Genomic DNA, 19,072 nt, shown 5'->3' with positions numbered 1-19,072 from the left:
TATCCCCGGTGTCTTCCTTCACTCCGCTCCCGGCATAGCCGGAAACGAGCCTTGATCAAAGTTTCTTTTCAATCTTCACCGCTCCACCCTCATTCGAAGCCACAGGCTTCGGACCCTCTTTCGGGTAGAACGTATATGACAGCGTGACCGTATGGATGTTCTTGGATTCCACCGCCTTGACGATTTCAGGATCGATGTAGAACACCACCGGCATGTCGAGCTTTTCGCCCGGTTTCAGGTCCGTTTCCGTAAAGCAGAAACATTGGACCTTGTTGAAATAGACGCCCGCCTCGCCCGGCGTGACGTTGAAAACCGCCTGGCCGCGCTGGGTCTCGTTCGAACGATTCTCCGCGGTGAAATTCACCTGAATGGTTTCGCCGATCTTCGGATTGACCTCGCGCTCGACCGGCTTGAAGTCCCATTGCAGGCCGGGCGCGACATTGGCGTCGAAGGTGACGCGCATCGTCCGGTCGAGCACGACGCTCGACATCTGGTCGACGCGCTGCGTCGTGCCGTTATAGCCGGTCACCTGGCAGAAGATCCGGTAGAGCGGCACGGCGGCATAGCTCATCGCGCCCATGCCGAAGACGAAGCTCAGGCACATCATCACGACGGCGCCGTTGTTGCGTCCCTGCTTCTTGCCTGCCGTGGCCTTGTCGCTCATCCCATTCCTCCGCCGATCCTCACGATGGCCATCGCGTAGAATAAGACGACGAGGCCGGCGAGCACCAGCCCGAGGGCGATGTTGCGGTTGCGGCGCGCCTTCATCTGCTTTTCGGTAAGCTTGACGAACTCCATCAGAACCACCCTCCCGTATACGAAGCTAGCCGGTCGATCATCAGGGCGGAGAACACGGCGAAGAGATAGAAGATCGAGAAGGCGAACAGCTTCTTGGCCGGGATCATCTTCAGATCGCCGTCGGGCATGCGCCAGACGGCGATGGAACAGTAGACGAAGATCGCGCCGAGCGCGGCGGCCACCAGGCCGTAACCGAAGCTGGCGAAACCGAGGAAGGACGGCAGCACCGCGCAGACGGCGGTCAGCACCGCATAGGCGACGATCTGATGCTTGGTCACCCGCTCGCCGGCGACATTCGGCAGCATCGGCACGCCGACGGCCTCGTAGTCGCGCATCTTGAACAGGGCAAGCGCCCAGAAATGCGCCGGCGTCCACAGGAAGATGATCAGGAAGAGAACCGTGCTCTCGATCGTCACGCTGTTGGTCACGCAGGCCCAGCCGATCATCGGCGGGAAGGCGCCGGCAGCACCGCCGATGACGATGTTCTGCGGCGTCGAGCGCTTCAGCCACATGGTGTAGATGACGGCGTAGAAGAAGATGGTGAAGGCCAGGATGCCGGCCGAGAGCCAGTTGACGGCCAGGCCGAGAATGACAACCGAGAAGCCCGACAGCACCAGGCCGAAGGCCAGCGCCTCGGAGGGGGCGATGCGGCCGGCCGGGATCGGACGGTTGGCTGTGCGGCTCATGATGGCGTCGATATCGGCATCGTACCACATGTTCAAAGCGCCGGAGGCGCCGGCGCCGACGGCGATACAGAGAATGGCGATCAGGCCGAGGACGGGGTGGATGTGGCCCGGCGCCAGCACGAGGCCGGCAAAGGCGGTAAAGACCACGAGCGACATCACCCGCGGCTTCAGCAATTCGAAATAATCGCGTGCACTCGCTTCCGACAATTCGCCGTCCTTTGCAAGCACCTCGTGATTGTCGATAACCGTCATCATTCCGTCCTGAATGTCAGAATATCGGGACGCCGTATCGAATGCGGCGTCCCGATACCCGCGCAATTACTTGATGCGCGGAAGCTGTTCCCACTGGTGATAGGGCGGCGGCGAAGGCAGCTGCCATTCGAGCGTCGTTGCACCCTCACCCCACGGATTGTCGCCGGCGACGCGCTTCTTGGCGAAGGCTTCGAAGACGCCGAAGAGGAAGATCAGCACACCGAAGGCCGAGATGTAGGAGCCGATGGAGGAAACATAGTTCCAGCCAGCAAAGGCATCCGGATAATCGATGTAGCGGCGCGGCATGCCGGCGAGGCCGAGGAAATGCTGCGGGAAGAACACCAGGTTGACGCCGATGAACATGACCCAGAAATGCAGCTTGCCGACAAACTCGTTGTACATGTAGCCGGTCATCTTCGGGAACCAGTAGTACCAGCCGGCGAAGATCGCGAAGACGGCGCCGAGCGACAGAACGTAGTGGAAGTGGGCCACGACGTAGTAGGTGTCATGCAGCGAACGGTCGAGACCGGCATTGGCGAGCTGGACGCCGGTGACGCCGCCGACCGTGAACAGGAAGATGAAGCCGATCGCCCAGAGCATCGGCGTGCGGAACGAGATCGAGCCGCCCCACATCGTCGCAATCCAGGAGAAGATCTTCACACCCGTCGGAACGGCGATGACCATCGTCGCGAAGACGAAGTAGCGCTGCGCGTCGAGCGACAGGCCGACCGTGTACATGTGGTGAGCCCAGACGACGAAGCCGACGGCGCCGATCGCGACCATGGCGTAGGCCATGCCGAGATAACCGAAGATCGGCTTCTTGGAGAAGGTCGAAATGATGTGGCTGATCATGCCGAAGCCCGGCAGGATCAGGATGTAGACTTCCGGGTGACCGAAGAACCAGAACAGGTGCTGGTAGAGGATCGGGTCGCCGCCGCCTTCCGGAGAGAAGAAGGAGGTGCCGAAGTTACGGTCGGTCAGCAGCATGGTGATGCCGCCTGCCAGAACCGGCAGCGACAGCAAGAGCAGGAAGGCGGTGATCAGCACCGACCAGGCAAACAGCGGCATCTTGTGCAGCGTCATGCCCGGAGCGCGCATGTTGAGGATCGTGGTGATGAAGTTGATCGCACCGAGGATCGACGACGCGCCGGCGATATGGAGCGCGAAGATCGCCAGATCGACCGCCGGTCCCGGCGTGCCGCTGGTCGCCAACGGCGGATACATCGTCCAGCCGCCGCCGGTACCGTAGGCGCCTGCCGGGCCTTCGACGAACATCGACAGCAGCAGCAGCGCAAAGGCCGGAACGATCAGCCAGAAGGAGATGTTGTTCAGGCGCGGAAAGGCCATGTCGGGCGCGCCGATCATGATCGGCACCATCCAGTTGGCAAAACCGCCGATCATCGCCGGCATGACCATGAAGAAGATCATGATCAGCGCATGCGCGGTGGTGAACATGTTGAACATCTGCTTGGCGCCGTCGATCGCGGCATCGCCCTCGTAACCATAGACCATCGAGGCCAGGCCGTGGAAGATCTGGATGCCAGGCTCCTGCAGCTCCATGCGCATGGCCACCGACAGCGCGCCGCCGATGATGCCGGCGATGATCGCGAAGATCAGATAGAGCGTGCCGATGTCCTTGTGGTTGGTCGAAAACAGCCAGCGATTGACAAAGCTCGGCTTGTGCCCGTGATCGTGGTCATGATCATGGGCGTGGTCATCATGGGCATGACCGTGAGAATGATCGTCGTGAGCGGAAGGTCCAGCCATTGTCCCGATCCCCTTAATTACTGTGCTTCGGCGACGTCGAGGGTCTTTGCGGGACCATCGGTTGCAGCCATGAGTGTCTTGTAGGCGCCGGGCAAGTCGCTGGCGGCTGTCGTCAGCCACTGCTTGTACTTGTCCTCGGAGACGACGCGGATGGCGATCGGCATGAACGCATGGTCCTTGCCGCAGAGCTCGGAACACTGGCCGTAGAACAGGCCTTCGCGCTCGGCCCTGAACCAGGTCTCGTTCAGGCGGCCCGGCACGGCGTCGATCTTGACGCCGAAGGACGGCATGGCGAAAGCGTGGATGACGTCGGTCGGCGCAGAGGTCACGAGAACGCGGACCGTCTTGTTGACCGGCAGGACCAGCTCGTTATCGACGGCCAGAAGCCTCGGATAGATCGACTTGTCTTCCTTGCCGGCGGCAGCGCGGTCCTGATCCTTCAGCAGGTAGGAATCGAAAGCCAGCGGGCTGTCGCCCGAACCTTCATATTCGTAGTTCCACTGCCACTGGGTGGCGGTCGCCTTGATCGTCACGTCAGGGTTTTCGGGCAGCGTCAGCTGCGCCGTCAGCAGGTTGAACGAGGGAATGGCGAGAAGAAGAAGCACCAGGACCGGCCCCACGGTCCAGGCAATCTCGATCAGCGTGTTGTGGCTCGTCTTCGAGGGAACCGGGTTGGCGCCGGCGCGGAACTTGACGCAGACGACGATCAGCAGGACCAGAACGAAGAGCGTGATCGGAACGATAAACCACAGGGTATATTGTTCGAACCAGTGGATCTCCCGCATGATCGGCGTTGCCGCCGGCTGCAGCGTCGCCTGCCACGGCATTGGCTGGTCGGCATATGTGCCGGAAGCAAAAAGCAGACAGACCAGCGTGGTCAGGGCTGCATAAGCCTTCTTCATCACCTTATTATCTCCCTCGAGCGCTTGACCTGCAAAAATAGAGCGCAGAATCCTTGCCATCTTCTGCGCTTCAAACCACAGTTTGGCATTTGCCGCAACAGGTCAGAGCAATTGTCTATGCGGCATTTTTGCTGAAAGCATAGGCAGGCCGGAACGGCAAAACATCCCAAGTTTTTCATCAGCATATGAAAAATCGGCTTTCCGGCCAATTCGCCCGCGACACATTATTTCGCAAAGGTCCAATTTCCGCCGCAGTCCCCCGGTTTTCACGGGGTGGGGCTTTTCATTTTTGGTGGGCAGCTTCAACAATAGCCGCAATGATTCGATATCCAGAGGTTTCCATGGGTTTCCGTTCCCTCGCGCAGTCGCTTCTCGTGACCGCCAGCATCGCGGCCGCAGCGGCGACGCCCGTTTTCGCACAGCAACCCACGCCGTCGCCAGCCAAGCCCCCGGCTTCCGCGCCCGCCCCTGCCCCGGCGCAGCAGCCCCCGGCCGCCGCCCCGAATATCCAGGTATCGCCCGGCCAGACCCAGCCGCAGGCGCCGGGCACGGTGAAATCCAATCATGGCGCATGGTCTGTCGTCTGCGACAAGCCGGCTGGGGCTTCCACCGAGCAATGCGCGCTGATGCAGAATGTCATCGCCGAGGATCGGCCGGAGGTCGGCCTTTCCGTCGTCGTGCTGAAGACCGCCGACCGCAAGTCGAAGATTCTGCGCGTACTGGCGCCGCTCGGCGTGCTTTTGCCGAACGGGCTCGGACTCAATGTCGACGGCAAGGATATCGGCCGCGCCTATTTCGTCCGCTGCTTCGCCGATGGCTGCTATGCCGAGGTGGTGCTCGAGGACGAGCTGCTCAAGACCTTCCGCAGCGGCGCCCAGGCGACCTTCATCGTCTTCCAGACGCCTGAGGAAGGCATCGGCATTCCCGTCGACCTCAAGGGTTTTGCTGAGGGTTTTGACGCGTTGCCTTGAGATCAGGTGATTTGTGTCGCGGCCTTTCGGCTCCCTCTTCTCCCCTCGGGGAGAAGGTGCCCGTAGGGCGGATGAGGGGGCCGCAAAGCCGGAGCTTCCAATAAGAACAACGTCCATCCGGCTTCGGCCGCACTGGCATGGTCTCGACTGTCTTCAAGTCGCTTGCCGTGAGCGTCGCCGGACAGGGGATTATGAGAGGGTGTGCTGTGTGGCCCCCTCATCCGCCTGCCGGCACCTTCTCCCCGAGGGGAGAAGAGATATGCCGCGCGCTTCCCGCTCTCTGGAAGCACTCCCTCTCCTAGATATCTTGCCCCACAAAGAAAATTCGCAGCAGGGCTTCACTCCTTATCATTGGGAGCCCTATCTAGATGTGTAAGCGCATTCCCGCACGCATGCCCATTGGAGCCACACCATGACCACCGATCTCCTGACGCTTTTCGATGCCGATGAAGCGACGATGCGCAGGCATGTCGCCGAGGCGCTCGCCGGCGCCGATGACGGCGAGCTGTTCATCGAGCATGCGCAGGCCGAAGCGCTGAGCTTCGACAACGGCCGGCTGAAGGGCGGCAGCTTCAACACCGAGCAGGGATTCGGCCTGCGTGCCGTTGCCGGCGAAGCGGTGGGCTACGCCCATGCCGGCGATCTCTCGATGGCGGCGCTGAAGCGGGCGGCCGATGCCGTCGGCGCGGTGACGCGCGGCTATTCCGGCTCCTATGCCGCAGCCCCACAGGGCACCAACAAGAAATTCTACGGCGACCAGAACCCGATCGGCCAGCCGAGCTTCGAAGAGAAGGTCAAGGTGCTGCAGGATATCGACGCCTATCTCAGAGGCAAGAACGACAAGGTGCGCCAGGTGACGGCCTCGGTCGCAGCGAGCTGGCAGGTCGTCGACATCCTGCGCGCCGACGGGCATCGCGTGCGCGACATCAGGCCGATGACGCGCATCAACATCTCGGTCATGGTCGGCGAAGGCGATCGGCAGGAAAGCGGCTCCTACGGCAGCGGCGGGCGCATCGGCTTCGGCGATTTCATCGCCGAGGGCAGTTGGCAGTACGGCGCCGACGAGGCCCTGCGCCAGGCGCTCGTCAATCTCGAGGCGATCGACGCGCCGGCTGGCACGATGGACGTCGTGCTCGGTTCCGGCTGGCCGGGGGTGATGCTGCACGAGGCGGTCGGCCACGGGCTGGAAGGCGATTTCAACCGCAAGAAGACGTCGGCCTTTTCAGGCCTTCTCGGCCAGATCGTCGCCGCGCCCGGCGTGACCGTCGTCGACGACGGCACGATCGACAACCGCCGCGGCTCGCTCACCATCGACGACGAGGGCACGCCGTCCGGCTACAACGTGCTGATCGAGAACGGCAAGCTCGTCGGTTATATGCAGGATCGGCAGAACGCCCGGCTGATGGGCATGGCGCCCACCGGCAACGGCCGCCGCCAGGGTTATGCCCATGTGCCGATGCCGCGCATGACCAACACCTATATGCTCAGCGGCGGCAAGACCCCCGAAGAAATCATCGCCTCGGTGAAGAAGGGCATTTATGCCGTCTCCTTCGGCGGCGGCCAGGTCGATATCACCTCCGGCAAATTCGTCTTCGGCTGCACCGAGGCCTATCTGATCGAGAACGGCAAGGTCGGCGCGCCGATCAAGGGTGCGATGCTGATCGGCAACGGGCCGGATGCGATGAAGCGGGTATCGATGATAGGCAACGACATGAAGCTCGACACCGGCATCGGCAATTGCGGCAAGGCCGGCCAATGGGTTCCGGTCGGTGTCGGCCAGCCGCATCTGCGCATGGATCAGGTCACCGTCGGCGGCACGCAGACCTGAGACGGGAGGAACCGATGGCGGAGATCGAAATCAGACCCTTTGCCGCCGATGACGCCGATGCGGTGCTTTCGGTGATCCTGCCGATCCAGCGCGAGGAATTCGGCATCGACATCACTGCCGATGCGCAGCCGGATCTCCGGGTCATCCCGGATTTCTATCAGTCCGGCAAAGGCGAATTCTGGGTCGCCGTCAAGGACGGCGCCATCGTCGGCACGCTCGGGCTCAAGGATATCGGCAACAATCAGGCGGCGCTGCGCAAGATGTTCGTCTCGGCAGAAGTTCGCGGCCGTGAGCACGGCGTGGCTGCGCTGCTGCTCGACCGCCTGATCGCCCATGCCAGGCATGTCGGCCTCACCGATATCTTCCTCGGCACGACGGACAAATTCGTCGCCGCCCATCGCTTCTACGAGAAGAACGGCTTTACCGAAATTGCCAAAAACACCCTGCCCCGCGCCTTCCCGCTGATGGCGGTGGACAGCAAGTTTTATCGCTATAAGGTCGGCTGACTCCATCGGCCGACATGCATCAACTCTTCGCCACCTCCGCCGGCCGAAACAGCCACTTGCGTTCGATCGCAGCGGCGAGGTCGATGCCGTTGTGGCGGGCAAACAGCATGAGATGACCGAGAAGGTCGGCCGTCTCGTCGGCGAGATCGCGCTGCATGTCTTCCGGCGAGCGGCCTTTGGCGCGGCCTCGACCGGTCAGCCGGTTCCATGTCTGGGTGAACTCGCCCATTTCTTCCTGCAATTTCAGCAGGAACCAGTCCGTATCGCGCTCGATGCCATTGGCAGCGACATGAGCAGAGGAAGCGGCTTCGAACTGATCGGCGAGGTGACGCAACATGATCGTTCTCCTTTTGTTTACGGAGGAGACGCTGATTCCCGTTGCTTGTCCAGAGTTAGAATTTGAGGCGTTGCGATCAGCTGTGATCCGGCAGCAGCATGCAGTCGTAGGAGCGCTGCTTCAGGGCATCGCAGGCCGACACCGCGGCATCCTTGCTGGCAAAGCCGACGAAGCGGGCGCGATAGATCTTATTGGCGCCCTGCCCGACCGCTTCGGTATAGGGCGAGGCGGAAACCAGCGGCGCGCCGCCTTCCGACTGCGCCTGGGCGAGAAGCGCACGCGCCGCATCGGCGCTCGGGGCGGCCGAAATCTGGATCTGCCAGTCGCCATCTGCCTTTTTCGCCGAAGTCTTGGCGGTCTTGCCGGCGTTGAGGATTTCGTCCATCGCCACCGGGCGCTCCAGCGGCACGACGGCGTCATCGGCATAAGCCAGGCTCTTTGCCGCGAGATCGTCGGCCGGGCGCGGCGCGCTGAGCGGCACCGGAACATCGGAATCGTCGGCAGCCGACGCGACTTCGACAGGCTCCCTGCCGCTGACGCTCGCCACCAGCTTTGCGCTGCCGGAGGAGGAGGCGCGGCCGAGATAACGGTCGAGCAAACCAGCCATCTTGTCGTCGCGGCTGCGGGCGGTGCGGCCGCCGAGCACGACGCCGACGACGCGGCGGTTGCCGTCCCTGACGGCGCTGACGAGATTGAAGCCGGAGGCGTTGGTGTAACCGGTCTTGATGCCGTCCATGCCCTGGTAGCGGTACATGAGATTGTTGTGGCCGCGCACGGTCCGGCCGCGGAAATTGAAGCTTGCCGCCGAAAACAGCCGGTATTCGTTCGGATAATTCTTCATCAACGCAACGGCGAGCGTCGACATATCTCGCGCCGTCGTCACCTGACGGCCGTCCGGCAGGCCCGATGCGTTGACAAAGACGGTGCGGCTCATGCCGAGCTGGCGGGCTTTGGCCGTCATCATCCGGGCAAAACCGCTTTCCGAGCCGCCGAGCTTCTCGCCCATGGCGGAGGCGGCATCATTGGCGGATTTGATGATCATACCATAGACCGCCTCGCGCACGGTGATCGTGCCGCCGGCCTTGACGCCAAGCTTGGTCGGCGGCCGCGCGGCGGCGTATTTCGACATGGTGATCGGTGTATCCCAGGCGATCTTGCCGCGTTTCAACGCCTCGAAGGTGAGATAAAGCGTCATCATCTTGGTCAGCGAGGCCGGATGGTTCAGCGTGTCGGCGTTTTCGGCGGCGAGGACCTTGCCGGTCCGGGCATCGAGGATCAATGAAGCGCTGCCGGCAAGGGCTGCAATAGGCGCCGAAACGGCAAGCGTTACGGTCAAAACAGCCGCCAAAAGCGTTCTCATGCATTTTCCCCTTGATGCCCTGGCCCTGGATTCGCCGGCTCGATCGGCCGGCGCTTGTGCCGTAATGTGACAGAAGCGGCAAGTTTGGCGCGACTTTGAGGCAACGCCTATCATTTTTCCAGTCTTTTCATCGTCTTGGTTAACAGGAAATCAAAGAGCCGTGCCGTTTCGGGATTCAGCAAGGCTTAAGTCACACTTGCTAGTTTCCGGAAAAGGCTCAAGCGCTTCAGCTTTGATGGAAGCGGAGAATCGCTCTCGGTTTTTAATTGAACGCAATTCCGGACGGAAAACCGCTTCGCACTTTTCCTGGAATTGCTCTCGGGATAGACGCTTCATGACGGGACAATTCAAGCGATTGGGCAAGCGACTGGCGATCGGCGCCGGGCTCGAGCTTTCCTGGCTGCTTTCTTCGGCCGGGCTGATGCGGCAAGCGCGCGGACCGGGCGTCGTCTTCACGCTGCATCATGTCCGTCCGCACGTGCCTGAGGCTTTCGAGCCGAACGCCCATCTCGAAATCACGCCGCGTTTTCTCGATGCGGCGCTCGGGCGGCTCAGGCGGGAGGGCTATCGCTTCGTGCCGCTCGACCAGGTGCCGGTGCTGCTCGCCGAATCGGACGGCGGACCGCCATTTGCGGCCTTCACGCTCGACGACGGATATCTAAACAATCTGGAGCACGCGCTGCCGGTGTTCGAGCGGCACCGGGCGCCGTTCACGGTGTTTATCGCCAAGGGCTTTGCCGAGGGCTCGCACAGCATCTGGTGGGAGACGCTTGCCGTGCTCTTGCGCCGGAAAAGCGAAATCCGCTTCGATTTCGGCCGCGGCAGCGAGCGCCTGGGGCTCGACGATCCGCCGCAGCAATGGCACGCCTTCGACCGCTTCGCCCGGTATATCCACCGCTCCGACGAGGCCGGCGCCGTCGCCGCCATCGACAGGCTGGCGCGGGAAAACGGCATCGAGCCGACCGATCTTACCCGCCAACTGGTGATGGCGGCCGGTCAATTGCAACGGCTCGCGGGGCATCCGCTCGCAGCGCTTGGCGCCCATACGATCAGCCATCGCGCCCTGGCGCGCCTGCCGGAAGCCGAAGCGCGGATAGAGATGCAGGTCTCGGCCGATTACGTCGAGGCGGTGACCGGCATCCGTCCTCAGACGATCGCCTATCCCTACGGCACGCCGGAGGCTGCGACCGCGCGTGAGGCGAAGATCGCCCGCAATCTCGGCTTCACCGTCGCGGTCACCACCCAACCCGGGCTGCCGGCAACGCGGCTGACCGGTTATCTCCCGCGCATTTCGCTCAACGGCTTCTACCAGAAGCGACGCTATGTCACGGCGCTCGCCTCCGGCATTCCGCTGAAGCTGATGGGCCGGTAAGCCTGTCAGGGATACATCCTGACCTTGTCCCATTTGCCTTCCGGGGACGGCCGGCGAAATTCGACACGGTCATGCAGGCGGAAGTTCTGGTCCTTCCAGAATTCGATCGAGGTCGGGCGGATGCGGAAGCCCGACCAGTGGGCGGGGCGCGGAATATCGCCGATGGCATAACGGGCGGTATATTCGGCCACGGCCTTCTCGAGCGCGAAACGGCTTTCGAGCGGGCGGGATTGTTTCGACGCCCAGGCGCCGATGCGGCTGCCGCGGGCCCGCGTCCTGAAATAGGCATCGGCTTCGGCGTCGGTGACGATCTCGACCGGGCCGCGCAGCCTCACTTGACGACGCAGGCTTTTCCAGTGGAAACACATGGCGGCTTTCTTCTGCCCCAAGATTTCGCGACCTTTCTGGCTCTCGAAATTGGTGTAGAAGACGAATCCGTCATCGTCGAATCCCTTCAGGAGAACCATGCGGACATTGGGAAGACCATCCTCATCGACCGTTGCCAGCGCCACGGCATTGGGGTCGTTCGGTTCGGAGGCCTCCGCTTCGCCAAGCCATTCGGCAAAGAGCTTGAAGGGTTCGCCACTTTCGGTAAAGTCACCGCTTGTTAACTCGTTTGCCGACATATTGGTTCAAATGCCCCGGATTATTCAAAACTCGCCCAGCTTTTGATAACTGGACAGGATGCAGGGTGGAAGTCATAGCAAAGTCATCTCGCCATACAAAGAGCCTGCAGCGCCGCAGCAGCGCCTTCTTCGTCATCGGCGTTGCCATGCTTTCGCTTTCCGGCTGCGTTTCGGGCGGCATGGATTTCTTGAGTGAAGCCAAGGTCGACCGGTCGGTCGCAACCGGCACCGTGCCGCAGACACCGCCGAGCACCGACACGCTTTCGGACGAGATGACCGTGCGCAACGCCGTGACCTCGGCCGACGTGCAAAGGCTCGAGGGCCAGCCGCTTCCCTGGGCGAATGCATCGACCGGCAGCGCCGGCGTCATCGATACGATCGTCGAGAACAACGAATCAGGCCAGGTCTGCCGGCAGTTCCGCACAACCCGCCATTCCTATGTCGGCATCGCCAAATTCTACGGCAAGACCTGCCTCGTCGGCGGCGGCAACTGGCAGCTTTTAAGCTTTCAGCCGGAAAGTTAATTTCCGGCGGGAAAGTTAATTTCCGGCGGGAAAGTTAATGCTGCAGGAAGGCTGCTCCGCCTGTCCCACAGGTTAACATCCACCTCGGCCCTGCCGAATGCTTAGCAAAGAGCTAACCATTCAGGGCAAAACACTCCGCATCTCTTCGAAGAAATAAGAAGTGATTAGCAACTCCGCCCGCACGATCGGTGTTGAGAGTGGTTCTGCCTGCCTTTTCGGCAGGTGGCGCCTCGCGAGTTGATTTTGGACTTTCGATATTGGACGGGGATGCGGGCAAGGCAATGGCTTCCCGCATCGCAACACCGGCGGTTTTGACATGCGCGATCCTTATAAAATTCTCGGCGTCAAGCGCGACGCGGCAGCAGACGAGATCAAGGCGGCTTGGCGCAATATGGCCAAGGCTGCCCATCCCGACCACAATCAGGGTGACCCGACGGCGACCGCCCGGTTCGCCGAAATCGGCCGCGCCTATGAAACGCTGAAAGACCCGCGCAAACGCAGCCTGCTCGACAATGCCATGCGGATGGCCGAAGCCAAGCAGCAGGAACAGACGATCATGCAGCAGCGCCAGGCCGCCCGAGAGGCTGCCGTGCGCGCCAAGGCGGCGCAGGCCAATGCCGAACGGGTGATGGAAGAGATTGCGCGCGCAGCCCAGAAGGCGGCAGCCGACAGCTCCAGGCAACAGGCAGGATCGGCCGAGCCCGCCGACGAGATGGTCGAGCGTATTTTCGGCGCCCAGGCGCGCGCTGCCGGCGGCGGCCGGGCGCAGGGCCGCGCCCAGCAGGCCCAGTACCAACAGGCCCAGTACCAACAGGCCCAATACCAACAGGCGCAGTACCAGCAGGCCCAAAACCAGCAGACACAAAACCCGCAGACACAAAACCCGCAGACACAGGCCGCCCAGAGCGAGGCCGGCAAGCGCTTGGATGGCGAGGCCGCCGAAGTCGAGATCAAGGGCGACGAGGAAGCCGGGGAGACGGCAGCCAATCCAGGCGCCAACCTGTCGCTGCCGCTCAGCATCCTGACATCCCTGGTGCGCCGTTTCACCGGCGCCAAGGATACGGGCATGGAAAAAGCGCCGGATGAGGTGACGACGGCAACGGTAACGGTCGACGACGTGCTGAAGAGCTCCTGGATCACCGCGTCGCTGCCGGAGGGCCGAGAGATCGGCTTCGCCTTGCCGGCCGGCACGAGGGATGGTGACGAGATCAGGCTCAAGGGCCAGGGCTTCAAGCTGCCGGGAATGCAGCGGGGCGATGCCGTCATCGCCATTCGCATCGCGCCCGATCCGCGCTTCACGGTCGACGGTTTCGACCTCCACGCCGTGCTGCCGCTCAGCATCGAAAATGCCGTTCTCGGCACCGAGGCGCGCATCGAGGGACCGAGCGGTCCGCTCGACATTATCATCCCCGCATGGTCGGGTTCGGACAAGACGATCAAAATCGCCGGCCAGGGCCTGCCCCGTGACGAGGGCGGCAGAGGCGATCTCGTCGTCGAATTGCGCATTATCCTGTGGGAAAAGCCCGACGACAAAGTCACAGATCTCATGCGGAGCATGCGCGAGGGCCTGTTCCTGTGAAATATTTATGACTTTCGCACCCTTTGTTACGATACCTAACAGTTGATGATCCAGGCCAAGCTTGAACCGATTAACGGCCTATGCCATAGGCAGGATCGATCAGAATTCCTAGGGAGCGAAATATGGCTCAAGCATCCGGCCTCATGGCAGGCAAACGCGGCGTCATCATGGGTGTCGCCAACAATCGCTCGATTGCGTGGGGTATTGCCAAGGCCATTCATGCGCAGGGCGGCGAAGTCGCGCTCACCTACCAGGGTGATGCGCTGAAGAAGCGCGTCGAGCCGCTCGCCGCCGAAATCGGCGCGACGCTCGTCGGCCACTGCGACGTTGCCGACGAAGCCACCATCGACGAGGTTTTCGCAAACGTCGAAAAGCTCTGGGGCAAGATCGATTTCCTCGTGCATGCGATCGGCTTTTCCGACAAGGACGAGCTGACCGGCCGTTACGTCGACACCTCGGCCGACAACTTCGCCAAGACGATGCAGATCTCCGTCTATTCCTTCACCTCGGTCGCACGCCGCGCCGAGAAGCTGATGACGGATGGCGGCGCCATGCTGACGCTGACCTATTACGGCGCCGAAAAGGTGATGCCGAACTATAATGTCATGGGCGTCGCCAAGGCCGCGCTCGAGGCAAGCGTCAAATATCTGGCCGTCGACCTCGGACCGCAGAACATCCGCGTCAACGCCGTCTCGGCCGGCCCGATCAAGACGCTCGCCGCCTCCGGCATCGGCGATTTCCGCTACATTCTGAAGTGGAACGAATATAACGCGCCGCTGCGCCGCACCGTCACCATCGAGGAAGTCGGCGATGTCGGCCTCTATCTCCTGTCGGACCTGTCGCGCTCCGTCACCGGCGAAGTGCACCATGCCGACAGCGGCTATCATGTCATCGGCATGAAGGCGGTCGACGCCCCCGACATTTCGGTCGTCAAGGACTAAAGCATTCCGGAGTCGAGACCCGTGCTTATCTACGTGATCAGACACGGTCAGACCGACTGGAATGCCGAGCGCCGCCTGCAAGGCCAGAAGGATATCCCGATGAATGCCACGGGCCTGGAACAGGCCCGTCAGAACGGGCTGGCGCTGGGCGAAATTCTCGGCGAGACGGTCGATGCATTCGATTTCGTCGCAAGCCCGCTCCAGCGCACGCGCGCGACGATGGAAATCGTCCGCACCGCCATGGGCCTGCCGCCGCTCGCCTATCGCACCGATTCCAGACTGGTGGAGATTTCCTTCGGCGACTGGGAGGGCTCGACGCTCAAGGAGCTGAAGGCGACGCAGCGCGAACGGGTGGCGGAACGCAACGCCTCGAAATGGGATTTCATCCCGCCCGGCGACGACGCGGAAAGCTATGAAATCCTCTCCTGGCGCACCGGCTCATGGCTGCAGTCTGTCGATCGCCCGACGGTCTGCGTGACGCATGGCGGCGTCATCCGCACGTTTTTCCAGACGATTTCCGACCTGCCGAAGAGCAGCGCTGCCGAAGGCGCGATCCCGCAGGACCGGATCGCCAGGATCGACACCGGCGAGCGGACGATCGTCTGGTTGTAGTCGGCCGTGCGCTCAGTAGATTGGATTGCGAATAAGAACGAGCTGTTCGGCCATGATGTGAATGGGGATTTCCGGTAGGTTCGAGGTAAAACCGTTCAGCTCAAAAAGGTCGGTTATCGCTGCGATAACTTTAGGCTTGACGGCTTTGACGGTGCCGGCCTCGATCGCCAGCCCTTCGATATCGTTGCTGCTGGCAACCCAAACGCCAGCCTCTCATCCCAATCCGCGCGCACTATGATTGAGGCGTGCTTCATTGACCCGCCTACTTGACGATATCGAGATCGTTGATGACGCGTTTGCCGTCGACCTCGGTGTAGAAGACAATTACCTTCACGCCGGCTTCGAGGCCGTCGAAATTGAATTCCTCGGGCGCCTGATAGGTTTTGCCGTCATCGAGCGTCAGCACGAGATTGGCGGTGTCGACCTTCTTGATCGTCGCCTCGACATCGGCGCTTTCGGCAAAACCGCTCATCGGCGACAGGAAACTTGCTGTTGCCAAAAGCGTGGCGACGACGAAACGCATGGCGACAATCCTTTTGAAACGCTGCACGAGAACATGACTGGTCACAGATAGCCTCCTGAATATGGCGAAAATTGCCCGGAAGAATGGCTTTTCCCGCCCAATTGATGAATAGGATTTTAAATATAATCAAGATGCCGCCTTAACCGCGATTTTTCCTTCCCATGATTTCGGCATCGCCGGCGGGCAATCGTAAATTAACCCCCGCGCCCTACAGTTGCCCGGAATATGGGAGTTTCATTTTGCTTTCCAGGCTGAGCGACAACAAGCAGTTACGGCGCGTGTTGAAGAATACCCGCGTCTCGTTTCTGGTTTCATCGTTCGTCGCCCTTGTCATTATCATGGTCGGCTTCGGCCTCGACCGGGCCAATACTCAATCTTATGTGCGCGAACTTCATATCCGCACCGAAAGCGAGGCGAACCTCATCCGCGCCAGGGTGATGGCTGAGATCAATATGGACCTCAGCATGGTCCGCGACCTTGCCAATCTGATCTCCGTCAGCGCCGCAAACGGAGAGGAGATGGAGCGGCAGATCAACTGGCTGCTGATCCAGAATCCGTCCTTCATTCACATCGCCGTCGCACCGGATTTCATCATCGACAACGTCTATCCCAGGCTACCCGGCAATGAGCAGATCGGCCGCGACGTGCGCGCAACGCTGTTTTCACGCCAGGCGATGACGCCTGCGGCCGGCGATCAGTCGGCCCGCTTCTACGGCCCTGTCAGCATCGACGGCCGGGACGGCTTTGCGATATTCTTCCCGGTCTTCGCCAAGGAGAACGGCCAGCGGCGGCTCTGGGGGGCGGTCGAGCTCGTCATCGACCAGCAGATGTTCTACGAGGCGACCGGGCTGATGCCGGCGCGCGACCGCGAGAACCGGGAACGTTTTCCGCATCTCAACCATCTTTCGATCGCCGTCCGCGATGTCGGCTCGCCGGCGAAGGCCGCGACAACAGCCCCCTTCTTCGGGTCGTCCGATATCGACGACAGGGATCCGATTCGCCAGAAGATCGGCTTTCCCGGCGGCAAATGGGAGCTTTCCGTCGTCCCGAACAGCGGCTGGGACGCAATACCGGAAAACCGAACCGAGCTGCGCCTGATCGTCGCTGCCGCCGGCTGCATCATCATCATCCCGATTTTCTTCGCCACGCTGCTGCTCGGTGAGCGCAATCGCAACATCACCGAGCTGGAAACACGCGAGGCGAAACTCAAGGAACTGTCGCAGCGGCTCGATCTGGCGCTGAAATCCTCGAATATCGGCATCTGGGAGCTGCAGGATCAGACCAGCAGCCTGCTCTGGGATGCGCGCGCGGCGGCCCTGCACGGCAAGCCGGCGCAGGAGGCAAGCCGAGGGCTCGACGAATGGCTGGCGGCGATCCTGCCCGAGGACCGAGAGATCGCCGAAATCCACTTCTTCAGTTGCAGCATTGCCGGCGCTGCCTGCACGGCGCAGTACCGCATCCTGCTTGCCGATGGCGGCATCCGCCACCTGCGCTCGGTCGGCGCCGTCTATACCGATGCCGGCGGCGTCAGCAAGACGATCGGCATCGTCTGGGACGTGACCGTCGATGCGGAGACGACCGACACGCTGCGCAAAGCCAGGGACACGAGCGAGGTCAAGAATGCCGAGCTGGAACTGGCGCTTGAAGAGCTTTCCAGCCGCGAGGGGGAACTCGCCGAGCTGTCGAGCCGGCTCGACCTTGCGCTCAACTCCTATCAGTGCGGCATCTGGGAAGCGCGGCCCGGCCGGGGCGGCTCGATCTGGAACGAGCGCATGCACGAGCTCTACGGGCTTGCCCCTCGCAACGGCTTCATGACCGAAGAGACCTGGCTTGGCTGCATCCACCCCGAGGATCGGGGCCTGGCGCTCGAAAGCGCGCGTTACTTCAAGAAGAACGGCGATACGCACACCCTCGTCTGCCGGGTGATATCAGACGACGGCTCGGTGCGCTATGTGCGCTCGGTCGGCAAGGTTCACCAGACGGGAACCGGCGAGACGAAGATCATGGGCATCGCCTTCGATGCCACCGAAGACATGCTGATGACGATCCGGCTGAAAGCGGCCAAGGACGAGGCGGTCGCCAAGAATATCGAACTCGAGCTCGCCAAGAACAGGATCGAGCACAATTCGCTGCACGACCCGCTGACTGCGCTCGCCAATCGCCGCAAGCTCGATATCGCGCTTGAAAAGCTCACCCATGACGGCCGCCGGCAGCGGCAGAAATTCTCGATACTGCATATCGACCTCGACCGCTTCAAGGAAATCAACGACACGCTCGGCCATGCCGCCGGCGATGCGATGCTGGTGCATGCCTCGAAAGTGCTCGCCAGGAACGTCCGCGGCAGCGATCTGGTTGCGCGCATCGGCGGCGACGAGTTCGTCATCCTCGCGCTCGACGTCGGCGACACGGAGATGGCCGAGCTTTCGACGAGGATCATCGAGGAGATGCGCCAGCCGATCGATTTTCAGGGTTTTTCCTGCCGCTGCGGCGTGTCGATCGGCGTGGCGCTGGCCAACGGCATCCATGTCGATGCGCGCAAGGTGCTGATCAATGCCGATATCGCGCTCTACAGCGCCAAAAGCCTGGGCCGCAATCGCTTCGAATTCTTCAATCACAATCTGCAGGCCGATGTCATCAACACCAAGCGCACGGCCGACGAGATCCTCGCCGGCATCGACAACGGCGAATTCACCGCCTGGTACCAGCCGCAATTCTCAGCCCGGACGATGGAACTGACCGGCGTCGAGGCGCTGGTGCGCTGGAAGCATCCGGCCAAGGGGTGGCTCGCCCCCGACAAGTTCCTGCGCATCGCCGACGAGATCAATGTTGTGCAGACGCTCGACCGGATCGTGCTGGAAACGGCGCTGCGCGACAAGATGCGCTGGACGGCGCTGGGCATTGCCGTACCCAAGGTCTCGGTCAATGTCTCGGCGCGGCGGCTGCATGACGGCAGCCTGCTGGAATCGCTCGCCGATCTCTCGATCCGCCCGGGCGAACTCTCCTTCGAACTGGTGGAATCGATCTTCCTCGACGAGAGCGAGGATGTCGTCTCGCACAATCTCGAGCGTATCAAGGCGCTCGGCATCGATATCGAGGTCGACGATTTCGGCACCGGCCATACCTCGATCGTTAGCCTGTTGAAGCTGAAGCCGAAGCGACTGAAGATCGACCGCCAACTGGTGCAGCCGATCGTGAATGCCTCGCAGGAACGGGCGCTGGTCAGCTCGATCATCGAGATCGCCCGCTCGCTCGGCGTCGAGACGGTGGCCGAAGGGGTGGAGACGGCGGCCCATGCCGAACTGCTGCGCGATCTCGGCTGCGATATTCTGCAGGGCTATGCCTTCTCGCGGCCGCTCTCCTTCGACGATTTCACCACCGAAGCCACAGGAACGGGATGGCGGCTGGCCTCGTGACCGCCGCCCTCGGATAGAGAGACGCCGGCATGCGCCGTCGTCCGGAAACAGCATTTCCGCCGCAGCCGGTTTGGC

General features: G+C 61.9%; 18 protein-coding genes and 1 pseudogene. 9 read left to right on the top strand and 10 right to left on the bottom strand.

What is annotated here, in order from left to right:
* Positions 1 to 55: 55 nt before the first annotated feature.
* The 5 genes from RHEC894_RS04765 to coxB form a co-directional block, all read right to left on the bottom strand.
* Positions 56 to 664 carry a cytochrome c oxidase assembly protein gene (locus RHEC894_RS04765; protein WP_085736454.1) on the bottom strand — a complete coding sequence of 203 codons (609 nt, stop codon included), beginning with the start codon at positions 662 to 664 and terminating at the stop codon, positions 56 to 58.
* Complete coding sequence (locus RHEC894_RS32855; RefSeq protein ID WP_089152703.1) at positions 661 to 798, bottom strand: hypothetical protein; 138 nt, start codon at positions 796 to 798, stop codon at positions 661 to 663. Before RHEC894_RS32855 ends, RHEC894_RS04765 begins: the two co-directional genes overlap by 4 nt.
* On the bottom strand, positions 798 to 1,736 hold the full coding sequence (locus tag RHEC894_RS04760; RefSeq protein ID WP_085738855.1) for a heme o synthase: 939 nt from the start codon (positions 1,734 to 1,736) through the stop codon (positions 798 to 800). Before RHEC894_RS04760 ends, RHEC894_RS32855 begins: the two co-directional genes overlap by 1 nt.
* Before the next feature lie 66 nt (positions 1,737 to 1,802).
* Positions 1,803 to 3,503 (bottom strand): cytochrome c oxidase subunit I, encoded by a 1,701-nt coding sequence (gene ctaD / locus RHEC894_RS04755; protein WP_085736453.1) that lies wholly within the window; start codon positions 3,501 to 3,503, stop codon positions 1,803 to 1,805.
* A gap of 17 nt (positions 3,504 to 3,520) precedes the next feature.
* Positions 3,521 to 4,405, bottom strand: a complete 885-nt coding sequence (gene coxB, locus RHEC894_RS04750; protein ID WP_085736452.1) for a cytochrome c oxidase subunit II — start codon at positions 4,403 to 4,405, stop codon at positions 3,521 to 3,523.
* A 317-nt stretch (positions 4,406 to 4,722) separates the two neighbouring features.
* Here coxB and RHEC894_RS04745 point away from each other — a divergent pair, with 317 nt between their 5' ends.
* From RHEC894_RS04745 to RHEC894_RS04735, 3 genes are all read left to right on the top strand, one after another.
* The gene (locus RHEC894_RS04745) at positions 4,723 to 5,376 is read left to right on the top strand and encodes an invasion associated locus B family protein (protein WP_206427896.1); all 654 of its coding nucleotides are present in this window, start codon (positions 4,723 to 4,725) and stop codon (positions 5,374 to 5,376) included.
* 412 nt (positions 5,377 to 5,788) lie between these two features.
* On the top strand, positions 5,789 to 7,204 hold the full coding sequence (tldD, locus tag RHEC894_RS04740; protein WP_085736450.1) for a metalloprotease TldD: 1,416 nt from the start codon (positions 5,789 to 5,791) through the stop codon (positions 7,202 to 7,204).
* A 14-nt stretch (positions 7,205 to 7,218) separates the two neighbouring features.
* Positions 7,219 to 7,710, top strand: a complete 492-nt coding sequence (locus RHEC894_RS04735) for a GNAT family N-acetyltransferase (RefSeq protein WP_010063353.1) — start codon at positions 7,219 to 7,221, stop codon at positions 7,708 to 7,710.
* A gap of 19 nt (positions 7,711 to 7,729) precedes the next feature.
* Here the strand turns inward: RHEC894_RS04735 and RHEC894_RS04730 are convergent, their stop codons facing one another.
* Together RHEC894_RS04730 and RHEC894_RS04725 are read right to left on the bottom strand one after the other, a co-directional pair.
* Positions 7,730 to 8,047 carry a pyrophosphatase gene (locus RHEC894_RS04730; RefSeq protein WP_085736449.1) on the bottom strand — a complete coding sequence of 106 codons (318 nt, stop codon included), beginning with the start codon at positions 8,045 to 8,047 and terminating at the stop codon, positions 7,730 to 7,732.
* 76 nt (positions 8,048 to 8,123) lie between these two features.
* Positions 8,124 to 9,407, bottom strand: a complete 1,284-nt coding sequence (locus RHEC894_RS04725) for a D-alanyl-D-alanine carboxypeptidase family protein (protein ID WP_010067742.1) — start codon at positions 9,405 to 9,407, stop codon at positions 8,124 to 8,126.
* 334 nt (positions 9,408 to 9,741) lie between these two features.
* Between RHEC894_RS04725 and RHEC894_RS04720 the strand changes: the two genes are divergently transcribed.
* A complete protein-coding gene (locus tag RHEC894_RS04720; protein ID WP_085736448.1) occupies positions 9,742 to 10,779 on the top strand; it encodes a polysaccharide deacetylase family protein in 1,038 nt (345 codons plus the stop codon).
* 5 nt (positions 10,780 to 10,784) lie between these two features.
* Here RHEC894_RS04720 and pdxH read toward each other — a convergent pair whose 3' ends face one another.
* A complete protein-coding gene (gene pdxH, locus RHEC894_RS04715; protein ID WP_085736447.1) occupies positions 10,785 to 11,405 on the bottom strand; it encodes a pyridoxamine 5'-phosphate oxidase in 621 nt (206 codons plus the stop codon).
* Between the two features lie 65 nt (positions 11,406 to 11,470).
* On the opposite strand from pdxH, the gene RHEC894_RS04710 reads away from it, so the two are divergent.
* From RHEC894_RS04710 to RHEC894_RS04695, 4 genes are all read left to right on the top strand, one after another.
* Positions 11,471 to 11,929, top strand: coding sequence for an RT0821/Lpp0805 family surface protein (locus tag RHEC894_RS04710; protein ID WP_085736446.1), 459 nt, complete (start codon positions 11,471 to 11,473; stop codon positions 11,927 to 11,929).
* Positions 11,930 to 12,245: 316 nt separating this feature from the next.
* The gene (locus RHEC894_RS04705; RefSeq protein WP_010068367.1) at positions 12,246 to 13,508 is read left to right on the top strand and encodes a DnaJ C-terminal domain-containing protein; all 1,263 of its coding nucleotides are present in this window, start codon (positions 12,246 to 12,248) and stop codon (positions 13,506 to 13,508) included.
* Between the two features lie 122 nt (positions 13,509 to 13,630).
* Positions 13,631 to 14,449: an enoyl-ACP reductase FabI gene (fabI, locus tag RHEC894_RS04700; RefSeq protein ID WP_049736024.1), complete on the top strand. Its 819-nt coding sequence runs from the start codon at positions 13,631 to 13,633 to the stop codon at positions 14,447 to 14,449.
* A gap of 21 nt (positions 14,450 to 14,470) precedes the next feature.
* On the top strand, positions 14,471 to 15,061 hold the full coding sequence (locus RHEC894_RS04695; protein WP_085736445.1) for a histidine phosphatase family protein: 591 nt from the start codon (positions 14,471 to 14,473) through the stop codon (positions 15,059 to 15,061).
* 12 nt (positions 15,062 to 15,073) lie between these two features.
* On the opposite strand, the pseudogene RHEC894_RS33875 reads toward RHEC894_RS04695, so the two are convergent.
* Positions 15,074 to 15,315, bottom strand: a pseudogene (locus RHEC894_RS33875) (DUF1902 domain-containing protein).
* Between the two features lie 8 nt (positions 15,316 to 15,323).
* Complete coding sequence (locus tag RHEC894_RS04685; protein WP_003569889.1) at positions 15,324 to 15,584, bottom strand: DUF1344 domain-containing protein; 261 nt, start codon at positions 15,582 to 15,584, stop codon at positions 15,324 to 15,326.
* A 239-nt stretch (positions 15,585 to 15,823) separates the two neighbouring features.
* On the opposite strand from RHEC894_RS04685, the gene RHEC894_RS04680 reads away from it, so the two are divergent.
* A complete protein-coding gene (locus RHEC894_RS04680) occupies positions 15,824 to 18,997 on the top strand; it encodes an EAL domain-containing protein (protein ID WP_085736444.1) in 3,174 nt (1,057 codons plus the stop codon).
* Positions 18,998 to 19,072: the final 75 nt, after the last annotated feature.

Origin of the sequence: Rhizobium sp. CIAT894, assembly GCF_000172795.2 — a bacterium.
Taxonomy (GTDB): Bacteria; Pseudomonadota; Alphaproteobacteria; order Rhizobiales; family Rhizobiaceae; genus Rhizobium.
The sequence above is the reverse complement of the archived record's forward strand: the minus strand, read 5'-3'. Positions and strand labels throughout refer to the sequence as shown.